19 protein-coding genes are annotated in these 19241 nt (G+C 49.5%); 4 read left to right on the top strand and 15 right to left on the bottom strand.

All coding sequences use genetic code 11. The features are described from left to right. Window positions 1–41: 41 nt before the first annotated feature. From AC4G46_RS17000 to AC4G46_RS16955, 10 genes are all read right to left on the bottom strand, one after another. Window positions 42–740 (bottom strand): response regulator transcription factor, encoded by a 699-nt coding sequence (locus AC4G46_RS17000; protein ID WP_491123776.1) that lies wholly within the window; start codon window positions 738–740, stop codon window positions 42–44. A gap of 79 nt (window positions 741–819) precedes the next feature. Next, window positions 820–1083 carry an FAD/FMN-containing dehydrogenase gene (locus AC4G46_RS16995; protein ID WP_491123775.1) on the bottom strand — a complete coding sequence of 88 codons (264 nt, stop codon included), beginning with the start codon at window positions 1081–1083 and terminating at the stop codon, window positions 820–822. 127 nt (window positions 1084–1210) lie between these two features. Next, window positions 1211–1582 carry a rhodanese-like domain-containing protein gene (locus AC4G46_RS16990; RefSeq protein WP_491123774.1) on the bottom strand — a complete coding sequence of 124 codons (372 nt, stop codon included), beginning with the start codon at window positions 1580–1582 and terminating at the stop codon, window positions 1211–1213. 202 nt (window positions 1583–1784) lie between these two features. Further along, window positions 1785–2102: a rhodanese-like domain-containing protein gene (locus AC4G46_RS16985; RefSeq protein WP_491123773.1), complete on the bottom strand. Its 318-nt coding sequence runs from the start codon at window positions 2100–2102 to the stop codon at window positions 1785–1787. Window positions 2103–2325: 223 nt separating this feature from the next. Further along, on the bottom strand, window positions 2326–2595 hold the full coding sequence (locus AC4G46_RS16980) for a metal-sensitive transcriptional regulator (RefSeq protein WP_491123772.1): 270 nt from the start codon (window positions 2593–2595) through the stop codon (window positions 2326–2328). 155 nt (window positions 2596–2750) lie between these two features. Beyond that, complete coding sequence (locus AC4G46_RS16975) at window positions 2751–3539, bottom strand: sulfite exporter TauE/SafE family protein (protein WP_491123771.1); 789 nt, start codon at window positions 3537–3539, stop codon at window positions 2751–2753. A 319-nt stretch (window positions 3540–3858) separates the two neighbouring features. Continuing rightward, the gene (locus AC4G46_RS16970; protein ID WP_342561092.1) at window positions 3859–4086 is read right to left on the bottom strand and encodes a sulfurtransferase TusA family protein; all 228 of its coding nucleotides are present in this window, start codon (window positions 4084–4086) and stop codon (window positions 3859–3861) included. A 15-nt stretch (window positions 4087–4101) separates the two neighbouring features. Continuing rightward, entirely contained in the window at window positions 4102–5250 is a 1149-nt protein-coding gene (locus AC4G46_RS16965) for an MBL fold metallo-hydrolase (protein ID WP_491123770.1), read from the bottom strand. Window positions 5251–5269: 19 nt separating this feature from the next. After that, window positions 5270–5665: a DsrE/DsrF/DrsH-like family protein gene (locus tag AC4G46_RS16960; protein WP_491123769.1), complete on the bottom strand. Its 396-nt coding sequence runs from the start codon at window positions 5663–5665 to the stop codon at window positions 5270–5272. Window positions 5666–5710: 45 nt separating this feature from the next. Then, a complete protein-coding gene (locus AC4G46_RS16955) occupies window positions 5711–6289 on the bottom strand; it encodes a sulfurtransferase TusA family protein (RefSeq protein WP_491123768.1) in 579 nt (192 codons plus the stop codon). Between the two features lie 358 nt (window positions 6290–6647). Between AC4G46_RS16955 and AC4G46_RS16950 the strand changes: the two genes are divergently transcribed. From AC4G46_RS16950 to AC4G46_RS16935, 4 genes are all read left to right on the top strand, one after another. Continuing rightward, window positions 6648–7109, top strand: a complete 462-nt coding sequence (locus AC4G46_RS16950; RefSeq protein ID WP_491123767.1) for a nuclear transport factor 2 family protein — start codon at window positions 6648–6650, stop codon at window positions 7107–7109. Next, the gene (locus AC4G46_RS16945) at window positions 7106–7681 is read left to right on the top strand and encodes a TetR/AcrR family transcriptional regulator (RefSeq protein WP_491123766.1); all 576 of its coding nucleotides are present in this window, start codon (window positions 7106–7108) and stop codon (window positions 7679–7681) included. The genes AC4G46_RS16950 and AC4G46_RS16945 overlap by 4 nt, the downstream gene beginning before the upstream one ends. Continuing rightward, window positions 7678–8148, top strand: a complete 471-nt coding sequence (locus AC4G46_RS16940; RefSeq protein ID WP_491123765.1) for a DinB family protein — start codon at window positions 7678–7680, stop codon at window positions 8146–8148. Before AC4G46_RS16945 ends, AC4G46_RS16940 begins: the two co-directional genes overlap by 4 nt. A 305-nt stretch (window positions 8149–8453) precedes the next feature. Then, the gene (locus tag AC4G46_RS16935) at window positions 8454–8774 is read left to right on the top strand and encodes a hypothetical protein (RefSeq protein ID WP_491123764.1); all 321 of its coding nucleotides are present in this window, start codon (window positions 8454–8456) and stop codon (window positions 8772–8774) included. A 542-nt stretch (window positions 8775–9316) separates the two neighbouring features. Here the strand turns inward: AC4G46_RS16935 and AC4G46_RS16930 are convergent. Genes AC4G46_RS16930 through AC4G46_RS16910 form a run of 5 tightly spaced genes read right to left on the bottom strand, consistent with a single transcriptional unit; the run spans window position 9317 to window position 19241 of the window. Beyond that, on the bottom strand, window positions 9317–10774 hold the full coding sequence (locus AC4G46_RS16930) for a beta-N-acetylhexosaminidase (protein ID WP_491123763.1): 1458 nt from the start codon (window positions 10772–10774) through the stop codon (window positions 9317–9319). A 34-nt stretch (window positions 10775–10808) separates the two neighbouring features. Further along, entirely contained in the window at window positions 10809–13613 is a 2805-nt protein-coding gene (locus tag AC4G46_RS16925; protein ID WP_491123762.1) for an alpha-mannosidase, read from the bottom strand. 4 nt (window positions 13614–13617) lie between these two features. Then, window positions 13618–14616: a glycoside hydrolase family 130 protein gene (locus AC4G46_RS16920; RefSeq protein WP_491123761.1), complete on the bottom strand. Its 999-nt coding sequence runs from the start codon at window positions 14614–14616 to the stop codon at window positions 13618–13620. 58 nt (window positions 14617–14674) lie between these two features. After that, on the bottom strand, window positions 14675–15994 hold the full coding sequence (locus AC4G46_RS16915; protein WP_491123760.1) for a glycoside hydrolase family 125 protein: 1320 nt from the start codon (window positions 15992–15994) through the stop codon (window positions 14675–14677). Between the two features lie 19 nt (window positions 15995–16013). Further along, window positions 16014–19241, bottom strand: a complete 3228-nt coding sequence (locus AC4G46_RS16910; protein WP_491123759.1) for an alpha-mannosidase — start codon at window positions 19239–19241, stop codon at window positions 16014–16016.

The following is a 19241-nucleotide window of genomic DNA, read 5'->3' as shown; positions in this document are numbered from 1 at the left end:
CTCCGGCATGCGATACGAGAAGCTTTTTGTTCAGTCCGCCTCTATTTCTCATCGGGACTCACCAGGAATTTATAGCCTACACCAAAAACCGTTCCGACAAATACGGAGTGTTTAGGATCATCTCCGATTTTCTGTCTAATGTTCTTAATATGGACATCAATGGTTCGCTCAAATCCCTCATACGAATCCCCCTGAGTGAGATTTACAAGCTCAAGACGTGAAAAGACTCTCTTTGGATGCTTCGCCAAAACTTCCAGCAATTTAAACTCCATAGGGGTTAGAGCGACCGGCTCTTCTTGAACTTTTACTTCGTACTGTTCCAAATCTATCGTTAAACGGCCATGGGCAAATAACAGCTTTGAGGAATTACCTTGTCCGGGCTGACTTGTTCTTCTTAATAAACTTATTACACGGGCGAGCAGCTCTCTTGGACTGAAAGGTTTGGTTATATAGTCGTCAGCTCCAATCATCAGACCATTTACCATATCGTCCTCACTGCTTTTTGCAGTCAGCATCAGTATGGGGATGGTTGACGTTTTGCGTATTTGTCTGCAGACTTCTTCTCCGGTCATATCCGGAAGCATTAAATCCAGGACGATCAGGTCGGGATGCAGCGTTTCGAAAAGATGAAGCGCCCCCTTTCCCGTATCAGCTTCAAACACAATGTAATTATTTTTCACCAGGTAAGCCTTGATTACCTGCAAGATATGTTCTTCGTCGTCTACCACTAGAATTTTCACTTAATTGATCACCTGAATTCTTAAGATAAAAATGAGACAGACCTCATTTCGTATGAGGTCATATCTTATCATGATCCGTTTAGAAGTTCATCATACCTTTACCCAATGGAGAACCTTGCATCATTCCTGACATTCCGCTTTGGTTTGAATCACTACAGCTGTCGACCATGTTTTGTATTTGATCATCTGAAAGGCTGGGGTGCATTTGTTTCGCAAATGGCAGTATCTTTTCGAAAAAGCCGCTGTTATTGTCTCCATTATTCGCCGTTGCCGCGTAAGCTCCAGCAGACCCAATCCCCATCACCAGTATAAGAGCCGATAAACCAATCCAAAGTTTTTTCATTTGTATCTCCTCCTTATAAGTACATAATAAAGGAGAGTTATGAAGATTGAATTTGCAACTTGTTAAGAAGTTCTTAAGAAAGATTATTATTAAAGCGTAAAATTGGGATTGTTAAGGAACTCCCGGTTTATTTTTGTGTTGGACCCTTCCAGGACATCATCCCGCCACGAAGTTCCACTACATTGGAATACCCTTTTCTAACTAACAGCTTTGCGGCTTGTTTGCTTCGTATCCCACTCTGACAATACACTAAAACCTTACAATCTTTAGGGATTTCGCCTATATGCTCATGGAGCAGGCTAAGGGGAATATTTACTGCTCCTTTAATATGGCCTCTCTTATATTCATGAATTTCCCGAACGTCGATCACCTTGTTTCCCTTGACTTCGCTTTGAAACTGTTCCGGATTCAAAGCGTGCAGACCTTTCACTGGTACGAAGTGTTTGTATAGAATCCAAAGTACAAAGGACGCTAGTATTAAATAAAATAAGGTATGCATTTTTTCTCAACCGTCCTTCATTTCATTTATAATCCACAATTTTTCCATACAACGGGCAGCCGTCCCACTGAAATGTGGATGGAGTCCGGTATATGCCCCTCGCAGTACTCGTTCGCATCCTAACATGGATACCCACCATTACACCGGTTGTATAGACAATGGTCATCTGGATCTTTCCATATCAATTAATTAATCTCATTCATCAATCCCTGACAAGATTACTAGGCCATTCATTTAACCCGCCAGTCATGTTAACCACCTTATATCCCTTTTCATGCAGCAGTTCGCAAGCCAAACCGCTCCGATTTCCGCTACGACACATAATAATGATTTCCTGGTCAAGGTCTAACTCCTTGTGCCGTTCAACTAATTGGCTCAGCTGAATATGCTTAGCTCCTTCAACATGTCCCTCAAACCACTCTGCTAATTCGCGGACATCTAATAAGTTCAGCGACTTACCTGCTTCTATTTGTTCAGCAACCTCTTGTGCTGTAATCGAGCTTGGTATTTTAAATGCCATTTGTTTTCTCTCCTTATAAAGTCAGAACTGAATTTCAGCATAAATACTAATACCCCTATAGGTATTGTAACTCGACGCTTATATATTATCGCAGCAACTGTTTATCGCCACAGTTGCTGCTTAATATCGACGATTTGATTTATTCGCGAACCAATTTGTCAATCCATGCAAGGAGACCCACGTTCATATTGGCTCGTGTTTGTTTATCTTCTTTTTCCTGGATTCATCTGCTTTTCACAAGCAATTCCACCGCTTCTTTAACCATTTTTCCTGGATCTGGATTGCCGCTGGCTTGTTCTTCCAGGATACATTGCTGCAGGTTTTCCGCGACAATTTGAGCAAGCGCTCTGTCGGAGGCGTTGCGAACCGCAGACAGTTGGGATACAACCTCCTTACAGGACTTGCCCTCATCCATTAACCGCAGCACGCCGCGAATTTGTCCTTCAATTCTGCGAAGCCGGGTCTTGATTTCATCCGGATAATTATAATCCATATTGATTCATCTCCTCTTATAAACAATACCTGTATAGGTATATTATAGAGCAAAAGCATTGAATGTACACTTATATGAACAGGTTGACTTTCCCTTAACTGATATGATCCATAGGACGATTAGAGGATATTATTCCAACAGTCAAACGGCATCCCTTATAGAATTGAAGACCAAATCTTAACTGAGGTTAAAGCAATTAGGAGGACTAACGCATATCTCAGCATCTTTACGTTAACCATGGAACTTACCTTAGAACCCAGCGGTGCACCGATCAAGCTGCCAATGACAGTAAACAGTGTCGGCCACATTGGAATAGCGCCTCCAGTTATTTTACCAACCACTCCGCCAATGGCTGAAATAAAGACAATCGCAAGTGAAGAAGCAATGGTTGTACGAGCTGGAATATGGAGCAGTGTAAGCATGATCGGAATCAGAATAAAAGCACCTCCGGCACCGACAATACCTGAAACCATTCCGACCATAAACGCAGATACAACTGCAATTATGGTGTTAAATTGAAGCTCCGCTCCGCTTTCTTCCGTTCCTTTACTCGGTATTAGCATTAAAATCACGGCGACAACAGCCAGGATTCCATAGATCAGGTTGATAACCTCACCTTCCAGTAGTCCGGATACAAAACCTCCGATCAAACTGCCTGCGAGTATGCTAAAGCCCATATATAAAACGAGCCGTTTATTTAAGGGAGAAGGTCCTGTTTTACTTTTTTTCCTGAAAGCCATTACTCCTGCAAGTGACGCAAAGAACACCTGAAACATACTGATGGATGAAACCTCATGCGCATTAAATTGTCCTGCACCGAGAAGAGGCGGCACATAAAGAAGCAGCGGGTAGTTAATAATGGCGCCTCCGATCCCAAGCAAGCCTGAAAAGAAAGAACCGACCAATCCAAGCACAACCATGATGATCAACAGCAAGGGATCCATAATCTTCCTCCTTCTAGTTAGAATTTGTTATATACGAATAGAAAGTGACGGATTATAATAAAATACACAGTTAACACATAAGAAATAAAGGAAAAAGAAAATGAGGTATACATCCATGCTGAAGGTAATAAAGAAATGCTTTGCCGATATATGCCCCATATGTCAGGACAGACTACAGGCAGAAAGCTACCTCGATTGTACGACTAAATCTTGCCCCCAAGGTCATTATAAAGAAGAAGTCTATTGTACACTTGGGGTGAGATTTACTTATAAAGGCTTGTAATAGGCGAATACGCCTGGCGTTTTCGCGTACCCATCTTTAAACCTTTTTCACAAAAAATTTATAGATGCCGTTGTCTTCCTCATGCTTCAAAAGTTCATGCTTCGTCTGCTTGACCCACGCTTGGAAATCATTGATTGAGCCTTTATCCGTCGATTGGACTTCCATGACTTGTCCCGACTCCAATCCATCCAAAGCCTTCTTTGCCTTAACTATAGGCATTGGGCATGCCATTCCTTTAGTATCTACTACAATATCTGTTTTCATATTGTTATCCCCCTCTTATTTGTCATGAACTGCGCAGCGATTGGGTCCGATTTCCATATCGCGCTGTTCTTCGTCGCTTGGGTGTATTTTCCCCATATTGGTCTGGCGGATTTCCTGATAAGCATTCGGCTGTGGAGGTAAATTCTTGGTGACTGTGCGGCGGAAATCTTCCTCCTGCTGAATGTTCAAGCCGGGATTATCCTGATAGAGGTCCGACAGTTTGCCCATCACCCGACCGCCTGCCCCCAACTCGGTAACCTTCCCGAAGTGTGCAGGCAGAACAATGAGGTCTTGCGAAAGTTCCTTATAACGGCTATAGAGCGTATTGCGCAGATCGCCGACCCAATCTTCCGCCTTACCAGCCAGATCGGGGCGTCCGATCGACTCGATGAATAAGATATCGCCTGTTAACAAATATTGATCATCGACAATAAAAGAGGTACTCCCGATCGTATGACCGGGTGAATATACCGGCTGAATCCGGATGGTCGCAGATCCTACGGAAATATCACGGTCTTCTTCAAGCTTCTCATAAGTGAAGGTGACTTCTGTTGCGTCTTTAGGCGGCAGCCAATACGTGCCGCCTGTCTGTTCCGCGAGTTTGCGTCCGCCGGAAATGTGGTCAGCATGCAGATGCGTATCGAGCGTATGTCTGATCACCGCACCCTTCTCTTTCGCAAACTGTTCAAATACATCCGTCATCCGAAGGGTATCGATAACGGCTGCTTCTCCTTGAGACACGACCATGTAGGACAGGCAGCCTTTACCGATCCGGACAAACTGGTACAAAGAGCCGCCATTTTTTAAATCACCAATTTTGACCGGTTCCAGGTATTCACTCCAAGCTTTCATTCCTCCTTCTAGATAATGTACATTCGTGCGGCCAGCCTCGACAATCTGCTCGGCAACAAACTTGGATGAACCTTCTTTTGCACAGACAACGAGAAGTTTTTTGCCATCCGGTATTTGATCCAAAGCTTCGTCTACCCCATCCAGAAGATCAAAGTAGGGGATATTGATGATATCCACGTTTTCGCCTTCAATTTTCCAATCATTAAAATCACTATCGTTACGCACATCCAAAATAAACAGCTCTTCTTTAGCCAGAACGATTCGAGTCAACTCTTTGGCATTCATGATATTCAAAATTGTTGCTGCATTCATACTTAAATCCCCCTCTGGTTTAGAATGTCAGACTTACGTTGGCATCTTTTGCAAAATCCAGGAAAGTTACGGCCCCGCCTACTTCAATTCCTTCTATAAACTCCTCTTTCTTCAAGTTCATTACATCCATCGTCATCTGACAGGCAATGATTTTCACACCCAACTCCTGCGCCATCTCTACAAGCTGAGGAATGGATGGAATGTTGGCATTCTTGAAGCCTTCTGCGAAGTGTTCGGCTCCCGCCGGCAGCGGCAGCTGATAATGCGCCTGCTTGTGAATAAGATTCAACCCTTCAAAAGTGAAGAAGATCGCTACTTCCGCATCGGTTGCCGCAGAAGCCGTTGCGATGTTAAAGACTTTATAAGCGTCAAACAGCCCGCCATTACTTGCAATAATTGCTACTTTTGTACTCATGTTAATAACCTCCGTGTATTTTAATTTGTGGATCTTATTCGTGATTTATTTCTTTGCAGCTACCATAGGACCTGTCCAACGCGACATTCCTGGTTCTACATTTTTCACCTGTTTGAATCCTTTTTCACTGAGCATACGGCATGCCATATCACTGCGGTTTCCTGTCCGGCAGACCACATAAAGAACTTCTTCCGGATTCAACTCCTCTATACGATCCTCAAACTCTCCCAGTGGAATCGAAATGGCTCCTGGGATTCGGTTAAATACAAATTCAGCAGGCTCCCGTACATCAATGACGGTTACTTTTTCGTTTGCTGCTATTTTATTCGCCAACTCTTCATTGGAAATGATATGAGGATGCCGTTTCTCTTCCTTGACTTCAGCGGGTCTGGATTTACGAATGTAATGTCTTAGCACATCCCCTTCTTCTACAGTACCGAGATAGTGATGGCCTGTATTTTTGGCCCACCCTTGAATGTCGGCAAGTGAGCCTTTGTCTGTAGCTTGAACTTCAATGACTTGACCAGCTTCCAGCTGATCGACCGCCTTTTTTGTCTTGACAATAGGCATTGGACATGCGAGCCCTTTGCAATCAAGGGTCAGGTTGGCTTTAATTTCCGGCAATGTAGGCTCCTCCTTTTATTGGGCTAACGAGTGTGATATGGATATAGCTTTTATCTTTATACCAATACCCCTATGGGTATAATATAATCCGGAGAGAATATTGTCAACATCCGTCCGAGTTGAGATAGATAACAAAATATTCCTTTGGGTATGGTTTTGTGCGGTACGGAGAAAATCATCCAGCGATGCGCACTGCATACTCGATGACTTGGTACTTGGACGTCCCCGTTCGGATGTAGCAGGTTCACTACGCATAAGATTGTGGCTTCTTGGTAGATTATGATTATAAAGATTAACTTGCATCTCTAAACCGTTCGGTTTATACTAAAACAAAAGGTACAGAAAGTGAGGAAATGTAATGACTAATTTAACTCCCCCATTCACTCGTGAGACAGCAATTCAAAAAACTCGTATGGCAGAAGACAGCTGGAATAGCCGAGACCCTCAGCGCGTCTCACTTGTGTATACTGAGGATTGTTATTGGAGAAATCGGAGCGAGTTTATAACAGGCCGCCAAGAAATAGTCTCTTTACTAACTAGAAAATGGGCCAAAGAACTGGACTACCGGCTTATTAAGGAGCTTTGGTCATTTACGGATAACCGTATTGCCGTTAGATTTGCATATGAATGGCATGATGATAGTGGCAATTGGTTCAGATCGTATGGAAACGAGAATTGGGAATTCGCTGACGACGGCTTGATGAAGCGTAGATTTGCTTCGATTAATGACATGCCGATTAAGGAAGAGGAACGCAAATTTCATTGGCCTCTCGGCACGCGCCCCGCTGAACACCCAAGCCTAAGTGAGTTAAACCTATGACTCGCACTGTTTTTGAAAAATCGGATGTCATCCCTCTCGTTACTGAGGTATTTCGTGAGCTGGGTTATGAAGGTGCATCCATGAGTAAAATAACAGCCCGAACACGTCTATCTAAAGGAAGCTTATATCATTTCTTCCCCGGAGGAAAAGATCAGATGGCCGCTGAAATTCTAGCTCAAATTGATCAATGGTTTATCAGTAACATTTATGTACCGCTCGAAAATCATGAGCCTCGGGCAGCCATCGATCATATGTGGCAAGAGGTCGATACTTATTTTCAGTCTGGTCAGCGTATCTGTCTTATTGGTGCATTTGCTTTAGACGAAACCAGGGATCGATTTGCTGCTGTAATTCGGCAGTATTTTGTAAGATGGATTGAAGCCTTAAGCGCGGCACTGGTTCGGACAGGCCTCTCCCAAGAAGCTGCTGACCAAATTTCAGAGGAAACAATTGCTGGTATTCAAGGGGGATTAATTCTGAGTAGAGCACTTAATGATGAATCCTTTTTTGAGCGTACGTTGGCAAATCTGTCACAACGAGTCTCACGACTTTATGGGAGGTCAATATCATGAGCAATTTTGCCGCAGATCAATTGGGGTTTGTTCGCCGTCAGGCAGTTGAATATGTGAGGAATATAAATGACTCTGCCTCGGAAATCATTCCAGCAGGTTTGAAAAACAATATAAAATGGAATCTGGGCCACATGTATGTTATCCATGAGAAGTTCGCTTTCCAACTTACTGGGGAAGAAACCCAATACCCTGCTAATTTTAATAAGTTGTTTGATCCAGGAACCAAACCGTCTGACTGGAATATAGAGCCTCCTACGTTGTCTCAACTAATCGACTTGTTAACTGAACAAATTGAAAGGGCTGAGTCAGTACTTTTAAGCAAATTGAAAGAAGAAATCAATCCTCATTACAAGTCTTCTACCGGACTTATCTTTACAAATGTAGAACAATTACTGGGTTTTCTGATTTACCATGAAGCAATGCACTTTGCAACAATTAAAAATATCAAGAGCATAATTAACAGTTAGGTTTAGTAAAAAATTTGTTTAAACCAATATCTCGCCAGGAAATATTGAGTTATCTTATTACTTCATTAGTAGTGTCCCTTCACTAAAAAAAAACAAACCGGCCTTAAATCCTACTAAAAAATGGAATGAGGTCGGTTTCTTTTTTTAATACTTCATAAAAATCGTATACAGGATTTGCGCAGTTGAAAAAGAGCCTGATTTCGTTAACATTGCACTCAAGAGCTGATTTTTACAAAAAAATGCATTTCCAACTATGGGATTATATTATATAATCTCGAGGAGATTAACTATTGGGGGGCATATTGGTGACTAGTTCAAGAACTTTAAAATGGATCACAGGAGCATTCGAGATTATTTTGGCTATTCCGATTCTCGGTGCTGCAATTGTTATTGGAAGCGGGTATACGGTATTGGGATTAACCTTTATCCTTCATCTGGTGACGCTGATCCTGTCATCCAAGAACAAAGAAGCGTATTATGGTTCTGTGCTTGGGATTATCAGCTCGCTTCTCGCCTGGATACCTTTTGTAGGATGGGTTCTTCATTTGATTACAGGTATTCTGCTTATGGTAACTGCGTCGCAAAGATCGCGTCGGGTAACCGATCCTAATACATATCAGGCTTAACCACCGGCCTTGGCCGGGCTCAGCCTCAACACACAGCCCAATCTGATGAACTTCAGATTGGGCTGTGTTTGTATAGATACTACTCCTATGAAATTAGCTATATTATCATTATTTTCTTTTCTTCTTAATGAAAGTAAACAAATATAAAAATAAAGAAAATACAGAAGCACCCAATCCGAAAAGTAATATTAGCTGTAATGAAGCCTGTATATCATTTGCAGAATTGATCAAAAGGATTAATGAACCCATCAGGCTGCCGATAACAAAATACAGAAATAAATCTAATATAATACTGCGATTTCTGATTGTTTTATCTATATACAATGAGGCTGGGGTTACTAAGAATAAATAAATGCAGAACAGTATCAAAAATCCATTTAAAAATTCATTCGTAAATGAATAGTACAGAACATTATCGTCAGTATTGTTGTATTGACTGACCATTGTGAAAACAAGTGACAGAAGTACAGCGGATAATAGTGATGAGAGGAGTCTAGTCAAGGCCAGCCGTTCCTCCTTTTGTCGTTCTTTTACATATACAGCTATCCCATCCACGCCTTCAGCGCCATCGCTTGTAGCGGTTCACTGATACCATAAGCCACCTCTTCAGCAGTCTGCGCTTCCGGCCGGTCACTCCAGATGGAGAACGAGCAGCCGATCAGACAAGGCGGATAAGGTCTATTGTATTCTTGCACAATATCCTGTCCTCTGCCCGGGAAGAGCCCGGGATGCCAGAAGCTGCTAATTTTCTTTCCTGTAGGATAAGTATAGCCCGCATGTTCGCCTAATACATAGTAAAAATACGCATCATTATAATTCAGCACCTGATGCCCGTTGGCAATAAACGTCTCAACCGGGGCCATCTGCTCATGCCATTTTGTCCAGTACGTAATTTGGATGGAGGGTTTTGGCTGTACCTTCTGGATCAGATCCCCACGGTATAGCCCGTCATTCCAGGCGCGGACAGTCCAGCCCTTGGCTTCCAGATGTTCAGCGATACCGTTTAGGTAATCAATGTATGTGTCCACACCGGTACCGCCGCTGATGCCCAGCACGCTCCCGGCATACTCAGCGAGCTGCGGATATTTGCCGAATTGCCCGAAATCAATGAATTCATCACCGCCAATGTGAAAATGCGTGCTGCCGGCAAATAATTCTGCGTATTCGTCGATCAGCTCCAGAGCGAACCTTCGGGCGGCTGTGTTCGTAATATCCAGCGCGCCCGGAGCGGCGGCTCCCGAAGAATCCTTAAGCAGCCATTCTGGATAGCCTCTGAGCGCATAACCAAAATGACCCGGCGAGTCCAGCGAAGGAATAACATCAATATGATACCTTCTTGCTGTAGCGATAATATCCCGCACATGCTCCTTCGTTAAATATTGATCTGACGTCACTTCTGGATGGCTCTCGCTCATCAGCCGGAAGCCTTCGTTCTCGGAAAAATGCAGCTGCAGCGTGTTCAGCCTGAGCCGGGACATCTCCCCGATCCGCTCCTTGATCCAGTCCGCAGAATAGTATTTCCGTCCGATGTCGATATGCAGCGCCCGTTCGGGCATCACTGGATAATCTGAAATTGTGCCGTATTGCATAAAGCCGTTGTCCAGACATTGCTGCATTACCGTCCGCAGGGCGTACATTACGGCTCTTTCACTTGCAGCCGTTATTGTTACAGTGCTTCCGATATCCATACGATAGCCTTCCCTGTGAATGCTCTCTCCGGATTCTGCATGGTCACTTAGTGCAATAACCACATCTCCCGGCAAAGCTGCCTCTGGCTCTCCGTGCAGTACAGGCAGGAGCTGACCGGGCAGAAGTCCGCTGGAAGCCATTTCCCTGAGAACAATATTTACGGTGTCCGTCAGCAGCTCATGCCCTGTCAAACGGGCATTATCTATAAGGAGTATCCGTGATTGTGCAGACAGCCTCCATTGCTCATCTGAAGTCACAGTATACTGCTGCACACAGGGGGTACGTCTCTCCTGCTGAAACTGCTCATCCATGCGGTGGGGTCACCTCTTTCATATCTTTGCGGGATTAGCTCAGCCGGATACCTACCGTTGCGATTTCATGTCCTCTGAGCTGAAGCGATAGTGTACCAGGTGCTCCAGTATTGTCTTGCTCCAATACGCCCTCTTCAGTCTCCAATACATTGGATTTGTAGCAGCCGGCAGCGGCAAATTCTGTATCCAGCTGCAGTACGCTGGGCTGATCCGCCATATTGAACCAGCGGAGCAGCAGGTCACCGTTGTCCCTGTTCATCTTGAGCGAGGAGAACGCAGCGGTCTTACCGCTCCAGCGGAACGGTGAATAGACAGGAGGAATGACTCCTCCATGCAGCTCAGCCTGGATAGTCATCCAGGGGATCTGGAATTGGTAAGCCGCTGCCGCAGCACCGGAAGTCACTGCGTCCCCACCATGCGGAATGAGAAGCATTTCCGCTGTCTGCTCCCCCTGGCACTGGGCTTCCGGCGTAGGGAACCACCCCCAGTCACCCATCTCACCGACACAGCGGAGTAAGGTAACGGCAATCGTATTGCGCCCGTCACGCAAAACTTCATATTCTTGAAGTCCAAGATTGGCTACTGTAAGTCCTGCACGCTCCTCTGCCACATCCACGAAAGCCTGCTGATGCTGTGCATTGCTCGGGTTCAGCCATTCCGGCGCCGGTTCATTCGGGCGCTCCGCCAGCTCGAACATGGAATCAACCCGGTGAGAGTCTGAAGTAAGATCTGTGGGGAAGAGCATCCGCAACCGGTAGTCTTTGGCGTTATTGCTGATGTAGCTTTTCACTTCCAGGCCTTTACCGCTGCGTTCCAGCCTGAGTATGGTGCGCAGCTTAAGCTGCACCGTCTCCGCCGAGCGCTGCGCCTGCCGCTCCGGATAATAGACCAAGGCCCGCTGCTCTGCTTCCAGCAAGGTATCAGCTGAAGCCGGAACCGTCCAGTCATGGGTGATCTCCACTGAAGCCCGGTATGGCGTATTCTCAATGATACGAACTGCAGCCGGCAGCCCCCTGGTCGTAAGCGGCTCTTCACCTGGGGGCTGTCTGTACATATATTCGTTGCCGATGTCTCCGGTATTCTCGTAGACACCGAGATCACGGTAAATCCTGCCGCTTGGCTTATACAACAGTGTGAAGGAGCCGTCCGCCTTGATCTCCACGCGCAGGGTCTCATTCTCCAGCACCGGCTGATCTTGTTCCATTGCTGCCAGCGGATCCGGCTGCGGGAGTGCTGTTACCTCTGCCGCAGAGGTAACAATTCCGCCGGTATTCGCCAAGGAGCCACCAGCTTGACGGCGTACCCAGGAATAGGCACGCAGCCCCAGCGCAGGCACAGCCGCCGCTTCGAAGGTCAGCTTCACTCTGCGGCAGCTGTACGCCTGCCGGAATCTGTCCTCCGGCAGATCGTAGCCGAAGCTCAGCCCCAGATCCTCTACCGAGCAAGGTATTTCCATCCCTTGCTCATCAACCAGCACGCGTCCGGCCAAATCCACCGCCTGCATCCGCCGGGCGGTCTCATCCAGCGGCAGGCCTTCGCGCAGGTACAGGCGGGCGGCATCCAGCTCCACGCTGACTGTGCCCGTGCGGGTCCAGCCGCTTGTATTCGCAGCAACCAGCGGAATGGCCTCATCGCCGTAAGCGGCAAATACAGACGTATCCACCTTGCCGGCGATGAATTGCAGGCTGTCCGCCACGATGCCTTCAGCCATATGGTGGCTTTTGTCAAAGCGGGTCACCATCTCACGGTGCACCTCATCCACGCTGCAGCCGCAGATCGAATCATGCGGATGATTCTGCAGCAGCGTCTTCCATGCATAGGTGAGCAGATGCTGCGGATATTCACCGCCGTGCAGCTTGGCAATTGCTGCCAGCGGCTCGGCCGCTTTCTCCAGCAGCGCCTGGCCGCGCTGATTCAGCTGCTTCAGGTAGACCCGGGCAGACGCAGTATTGACCAGCGTCCCCCAGCCGTCGGTGCGCTGGCTCCGCAGTTCACCCTTAACGGAAGACAGGCTGCGCCCTGTGATGGAGTCCTTCACTGCCTGAATATAGTCCGGGAAGTTTGAGTGTATAAAGGAAATGTCGGGATACAGCTGCTCCGCAGTGCGGATCGCTTCCGGAAGATCAAGCTGCAGCGGCTGATGGTCGCAGCCGTTCATGAACAGCAGCTGGTCTGTGGCCGCGTACTGGTGGGCATCTGCCAGCTTGCGCTCCCAGAAAGCGCGGGCCTCATCCGCCCCCGCCGGAATCTCATTGCCGTTCGAATACCAGTTGGCGAACAGGATGCCAAGCACCTTGGAACCGTCCGCTCCTTCCCAGACCAGCTCGGAGAAGGAGGACTCGTAACCGTCTCCGGAGACGGTATTGTTGAAGCCTGTCGGCTTCACCCCGCGCCCGAAGAAGGCGTTCTGGATGCCGGCCTGCACCATCAGCTGCGGAATCTGCCCGGTCAGGCCGAAGGTGTCAGGGAAATAGCCGATTTTCGCTACCGTTCCGTAACCGCCTGCATCCTGGTATCCGAGCTGCAGATTACGCACATTGGCTTCCGGACTGGTCAGGAACGCATCCTGCAGAATGTACCACGGCCCGATATGAATCCGCCCGTCGCGGATATGGCGCTCCAGGCGTTCCCGGTTCTCCGGGCGCACCTGCAGATAATCCTCAATAATAATGGTCTGCCCGTCGAAGAAGAAGCTCCGGAATTCCGGCTCCTGTTCGAGCTTATCCAGCAGGCTGTCCACCAGCCGGATAAGCCGGAGATGATGGCGTTCATACGGCAGATACCACTCCCGGTCCCAGTGAGTATGCGAGATGATATGTGCGGTCAGTGATTTGTTCATGCCTCTATACCTCGTTCTCCAGCGGGAACTCTTCCATGTAGTTCAGCAGCTCATCCACAGTCGTGAAGGCCAGGCCCGTAACCGTATCCGCACAGCCGTAATAGATGGCGATCCTTCCGGTAGCAGCATCGGTCAGCGCCGCACAAGGGAACGTCACATTCGGCACGTCGCCAACACATTCATACAGCGTCTCCGGGCCGAGAATATAGTTGCGTGAGCGGGCTTTTACCTTCCAGGGCTGATCCAGGTCGAGCAGCGCACAGCCCATCCGGTAGACGAACCCGTTGCATGTATTGATTACGCCGTGATAGATCAGCAGCCAGCCCTTATCTGTTTCAATCGGGATCGGGCCGGGACCGATTTTCTTCGACTGCCAGGCGGAGGCATCGCCGTTGACTGTTCCCATGACATAACGGTGCTTGCCCCAGAAGGTCAGATCCGGGCTTTCACTGTAGAAAATATCGCCAAACGGTGTATGTCCGGTATCGCTTGGCCGGCTGAGCATGGCATAATGTCCACCGATTTTACGCGGGAACAGCACACCATTGCGGTTATACGGCAGGAAGGCATTCTCGAGCTGATGGAAGGTGACAAAATCAAAGGTATACGCCAGCCCGATGGTCGGCCCATGATAGCCGTTGCACCAGGAAATGTAGTAGCGGTCACCGATTTTGCAGACCCGGGGATCATAGCGGTATTCCCGCTTGATAATCTCCTCATCGCCCTCAAAGACAATCGGATCATGGTTGATGCTCCAGTTCACGCCATCTGCGCTGAACCCGGCGAAGATATCCATGCTGACCGATCTGGAATCACAGCGGAATACTCCCGCGAAGCCGTCTTTAAACGGAATAACAGCGGAATTGAACACACTGTTGGAATTCGGGATGGCATTGCGCTGAATGATCGGGTTGGCGGAATATCTCCAGACCGGCGCATTCACATCTGCCGGCTTCTCCTCCCAGGGAATATTCGCTAAAGGGTCTCCAATAATGGTAGTCATGTTCAAATCTCCTTTGGTTATATAGTTTGGTTATTTAATTTGCTTTTATATAAAAGTGTTAAAGAATGCCTTCCTGCAGCGCCCGCCAGATCAGCTGGGAGAACAGGCTGTTCGACCAGGCGAACCATTTGCGGGTATAGACATCCGGGTCGTCCGCATGAAAGCCTTCATGCATATATCCGGTACCGCCGTCGGTTGCCTCAAGCATATCAATGACCGCCAGCTTTTCTTCCCGGCTATCCGCTGTAATTCCCTGCATGGACAGCGCCATATGCCAGATGTACCCCGGAGGGGTATGCGGGCTGCCGATTCCCTTCGCGGCCTTGCCCTCGTAATAGAAGGGATTCTCCCGGCTCAGTGCAAACCGTCTTGTATTCTGATAGACCGGATCATCATTCTTCAGATAGCCCAGATAAGGAATAGAGATCAGGCCCGGTGTCCCGGCATCGTCCATCAGGCAGTAGTTGCCGAAGCCGTCCGTCTCATAAGCATAGATGGGCCCGAACAGCGGATGGCGGTAGATACCGTACAGCTTGATGCCGTGATCCACCTCCTGCTCCAGCTCTTTCAGCTCTTCCAGGAAATCAAGATCACGGAATACCCACTCGGCAAAATCCTGCATCTGCCGCAGCGCGACCACAGCGAACATATTTCCCGGAATGTTGTAGTGGAAGTCGCAGGCATCGTCACTGGACCGGAAGCCGGACCAGATCATTCCCGTATAGTTGACCGGCATGCCCAGGCCGCCGTTACGGATGGAATCCTCCATAATCCCGTTGTTCCGCGTGAAGCGGTACGGGGATTGTTCAGCATGGTGCTGCTCCCGCTTGAACAGATCAGTAATGGTCCGCAGCATTTTTTTGAACTCAGCAGTAAAGAAATCCGTCTGCTTCGTCTCCTCCCAGTAGGCATGTGCCAGCCGGATTACGAAGCATAGCGAGTCAATCTCGAACTTGCGCTCCCAGACCCAGGGCGACATCTCTGTCATATCCCCGGCGTTCCAGTGCCAGTCATTGGCCGTTTCGTTGAACGCATTGGCATAAGGGTCGGTCAGCACATACTGTGTATGGCGCCTGATCAGGCCGCCGATAATACGCTGCAGCTCAGGGTCATTTTTGGCAAAAGGCACATAATGAATAACCTGCTCCACTGAATCGCGCAGCCAGCAGGCGGGAATATCGCCCGTAATCACGAATGTCGTCCCGTCCTCAAGCAGCTTGGTTGTGGTCTCCAGTGTGTTCGGGAAGCAGTTCTTGAACAGCTGTTGTAGCTTGGGCCGGTGGGCCAGCTTGTCATCGGCTTCGGCCAGCACGGCCTGAATGGAGGCTGGCAGCGCCAGCTCCGGCATCTGAATTTGGGGAAGGCGGAATTGTTCCAATGGTTTGTTCTCCTTCTAATTAATCTGTAGAATGAATGATTTTGACTGTCTTGATCTCGAACGGGCGGAACCCCAGGGTTATACTCCCGTCCTCTGCCTGCAGCAGCTCTGTCTCTTCCTCCAGGGCATTCGATAAACACAGCTTGGAATAAGGCTGCAGCCAGCTAAGCTTCACCGTTTCACGCCCGCCTGCCGATTCATAGAACCGCAGAATGCTGCCGCTGCCGTCTTCCGCCGGTTTGACCGTATCGAGGACAACCTGCTTCCCGTCAAAAGCAATGAAGGAGCCTGCCGCAGACCGCTTGCCCGCATCTGCTGCTGCTTCACTGGCACCTCCGCTTGAAGCACCGGCAGCAGCCACTGCATAGGCCGGATGATTAAGCTCCGCCGCTTTGCGCAGCGTATGCGCCGACCGCCAGTCCCCGCGGTGCGGATAGAGGGAATAAGTAAATTCCTGGGTGCCCAGATCGGCCGAATGGTCCGGCCAGCGCGGTGCGCGCAGAAGTGACAGCCGGATGGTACTGCCCTGAATGTCATAGCCGTACTTGCAGTCATTTAATAAGCTTACGCCGTAATCATGCTCAGACACATCGGCATAACGGTGTCCGCAGACTTCATACTGCGCCTGCTCCCAGCTGGTATTGCGATGTGTAACCCGCTCCAGCGCCCCGAATGGAATTTCGTAGGTCGCCTTGCTGGTCACTACATCTACAGTAAAACCGACTTTCAGCAGCTTATGGGCTTCCTTCCAGTCGACGGTTGTCTTGAAATCGATTCTCCGGTCGGCATGATACAGGATCAGCTGCTGCCGGATTTCAGACTGGCCGATGCTCCAGCGGAAGAACAGCACATCGCAGACTTCGCCTGTGGAATGCAGGCCTTTCTCCAGCAGCACCGCCGCTCCGGCAGGCTGGGCTTCATAGCGGCTGTCGATATCCCAGGCATCCCATAGCACTGGACGGTCATGGAAGAAGTGAAGCCGGTTTGCGCTTTCCCCGGGCTTTACAATCTCCCGCCGGGCTTCCTTATCGTACAGGCTGATGATTTCACCTTGTTTATTGAATAGAATGCGGTAATATTCGGTCTCCCAGCGGTCGTCCAATACCGGCCCGGCAGGGATAACGGCTGATTCTTCCGTATCCTTCACTGAACCCGAAGCCGCGTGTTGATCGCACTGATCACCAATAGCCTTTGCCGTCAGTTCCTCCGCACTCACCCATACGGTTGCGTACCCGAATGCGGGAACGTCCGGTATCCGGACACGCAAAAGATTTTGCTCTCCAGTAGTAACCGGCTGTGCTGACAGGCGCTCCCCGTTCTGGTCATACACCGCAAACCCAGCATCCTCCGCTCCTTCATTCAGCAGTTCTACAACCATATCCCGGGCCCAGCCCAGGCTGTTCAGCACAACATACGGCCGGCCTTCACCTTCCGCAGGGATGCCGGAAACAACGGCTTTCATGACGGTCTTCAGACTGCGTTCCCCCAGGGAGAAGATTTCCTTATATTCCTTCTCTGAGGTCTGATAGACCTCGGGAATCGAAGATCCGGGAATGATGTCATGGAACTGGTTGAGCAGAAGCAGCTTCCAGCCGTCATGCAGCGCCTGGTTCACCGCTTCACGTTCCTCCGGCTGCAGCCGCTGTCCGGCCAGACTCTGCCACAGTTCAGCTTCCCGGTACAGGATTTCGGCCTTGCGGTTATTACGCTTATTGCGCGCATGGGTCGTATACGTTCCCCGGTGCAGCTCCAGATACAGGTCACCCTGCCAGACCGGAAGCTCCGTCTGCTTCGCCTGGATGCCTGCAAAGAAATCAGCAGCCGTACTGTAGCCGGAGGCCGGCTGGCCCACCATCAGCTCCGAACGGCTGATGTATTCCAGCATCTCCCGCGTAACCCCGCCGCCGCCGTCACCGTGTCCGTACAGCAGCATCTGCTCGCTGTGGACAGCCTTCTCGCGGTAGGACTGCCAGTGGTCATGGATATCCTTCGGCAGCGTGTTCTCGTTCACCCCGTGATTCATGAAGGATAAGAGTGAGGTGCCGTCGATGCCCACCCAGCGGAACAGATCATAAGGGAACAGATTGGTATCATTCCAGCCGAGCTTGGTGGTCATGAAGTAGCGGATTTTGCCGTGCTGCAGAATCTGCGGCAGCGAAGCGCAATATCCGAAGGTATCCGGCAGCCACTCAATCTCTGAGCGCAGCCCGAACTCCTCCTGGTAGAAGCTCTGCCCGTAGAGCATCTGCCGCATCAGCGATTCACCGCTCGGGATATTAAGATCCGGCTCAACCCACATGCCGCCGACCAGCTCCCAGCGTCCTTCGCGGATCCGCTCCTTGACCTTGCCGTACAGCTGCGGGTCATTCTCCTTCAAGTAGGCAAACAGCTGCGGCTGGCTCTGGGCATACCGGTAATCCGGATATTTCTCCATCAGTGCATTCACCGTGGAGAAGGTCCGGCTCGCCTTGCGCACCGTTTCCCGCGCCGGCCACAGCCAGGCGATGTCGATATGCGACTGGCCAATCATATGAATGAAGCCCTCACTGTTGCCGCCAAGCTTGCGGACTTTGCTGATCAGCTCCTGCTCAATGCCCGAGATTGCGCCGCCGTTCACCGCAGCCTCCGGCCCCAGCATGACAAAGGCATCCATCGCCTGAATCAGCGCCTCAAGGATACGGCTACGGCGGAAATCCTGCTCCGGCAGCATTAGCGCCGAATCCCGGATAACGGTCGCCGTATACATCAGCGACTGTACCGGCAGATTCACTCTAACCAATGCAGCGGTAATTGAGCGGACCGGCGGCTGGATGACCGCCTGCTTATTCAGCGGGTCATCCGGTTCCGGGACCGGATCATAGAGCTCGATCTCCAGCTCCGGTGTCCGGCTGTCGGCTTCCGGGTCCAGGGCGGCAAAGGTATGATTGCGGTCCAGCCCCTGACGTGAAGCCCCGTTCACCCGCAGCAGCCCTTCTCCGCCGGAACGGAAAAGGATACCGGTGTCCGCCCCGGTCCACCCGTCAGGAATGTTCAGCCTTGTGCGGAAGAAATAGGTCGTTCCCTGCACACTCGGAAACAGGCCGAAGGCTTCACTGCCGTGATAAGGCTGCAGCTCTGAGTAATCGCCCGGCAGCCTGTACTCGGCGGAAAAAACCTTCCAGTCCTCAATATCCCGGTACTCCAGCCATTGCTGCTGCGCACATTCACGGATAAACCGGTTAATACGTTCGAGATCCATACGTTCCAT

The organism is Paenibacillus sp. fava2, from assembly GCF_058313675.1.
Note: the sequence above shows the minus strand (reverse complement) of the source record. Positions and strands in the feature narration are given on the sequence as shown.

What these genes read in the sequence shown, in the direction of transcription:
- AC4G46_RS16990 (WP_491123774.1), bottom strand. Translation starts at nt 1,582, where the DNA reads ATGCATACCTTATTTTATTTAATACTAGCGTCCTTTGTACTTTGGATT.
- AC4G46_RS16980 (WP_491123772.1), bottom strand. Translation starts at nt 2,595, where the DNA reads ATGGATTATAATTATCCGGATGAAATCAAGACCCGGCTTCGCAGAATT.
- AC4G46_RS16985 (WP_491123773.1), bottom strand. Translation starts at nt 2,102, where the DNA reads ATGGCATTTAAAATACCAAGCTCGATTACAGCACAAGAGGTTGCTGAA.
- AC4G46_RS16925 (WP_491123762.1), bottom strand. Translation starts at nt 13,613, where the DNA reads ATGAACAAATCACTGACCGCACATATCATCTCGCATACTCACTGGGAC.
- AC4G46_RS16940 (WP_491123765.1), top strand. Translation starts at nt 7,678, where the DNA reads ATGAGCAATTTTGCCGCAGATCAATTGGGGTTTGTTCGCCGTCAGGCA.
- AC4G46_RS16920 (WP_491123761.1), bottom strand. Translation starts at nt 14,616, where the DNA reads ATGACTACCATTATTGGAGACCCTTTAGCGAATATTCCCTGGGAGGAG.
- AC4G46_RS16965 (WP_491123770.1), bottom strand. Translation starts at nt 5,250, where the DNA reads ATGAATGCAGCAACAATTTTGAATATCATGAATGCCAAAGAGTTGACT.
- AC4G46_RS16960 (WP_491123769.1), bottom strand. Translation starts at nt 5,665, where the DNA reads ATGAGTACAAAAGTAGCAATTATTGCAAGTAATGGCGGGCTGTTTGAC.
- AC4G46_RS16945 (WP_491123766.1), top strand. Translation starts at nt 7,106, where the DNA reads ATGACTCGCACTGTTTTTGAAAAATCGGATGTCATCCCTCTCGTTACT.
- AC4G46_RS16910 (WP_491123759.1), bottom strand. Translation starts at nt 19,241, where the DNA reads ATGGAACGTATGGATCTCGAACGTATTAACCGGTTTATCCGTGAATGT.
- AC4G46_RS16970 (WP_342561092.1), bottom strand. Translation starts at nt 4,086, where the DNA reads ATGAAAACAGATATTGTAGTAGATACTAAAGGAATGGCATGCCCAATG.
- AC4G46_RS16950 (WP_491123767.1), top strand. Translation starts at nt 6,648, where the DNA reads ATGACTAATTTAACTCCCCCATTCACTCGTGAGACAGCAATTCAAAAA.
- AC4G46_RS16995 (WP_491123775.1), bottom strand. Translation starts at nt 1,083, where the DNA reads ATGAAAAAACTTTGGATTGGTTTATCGGCTCTTATACTGGTGATGGGG.
- AC4G46_RS16930 (WP_491123763.1), bottom strand. Translation starts at nt 10,774, where the DNA reads ATGGATGAGCAGTTTCAGCAGGAGAGACGTACCCCCTGTGTGCAGCAG.
- AC4G46_RS16975 (WP_491123771.1), bottom strand. Translation starts at nt 3,539, where the DNA reads ATGGATCCCTTGCTGTTGATCATCATGGTTGTGCTTGGATTGGTCGGT.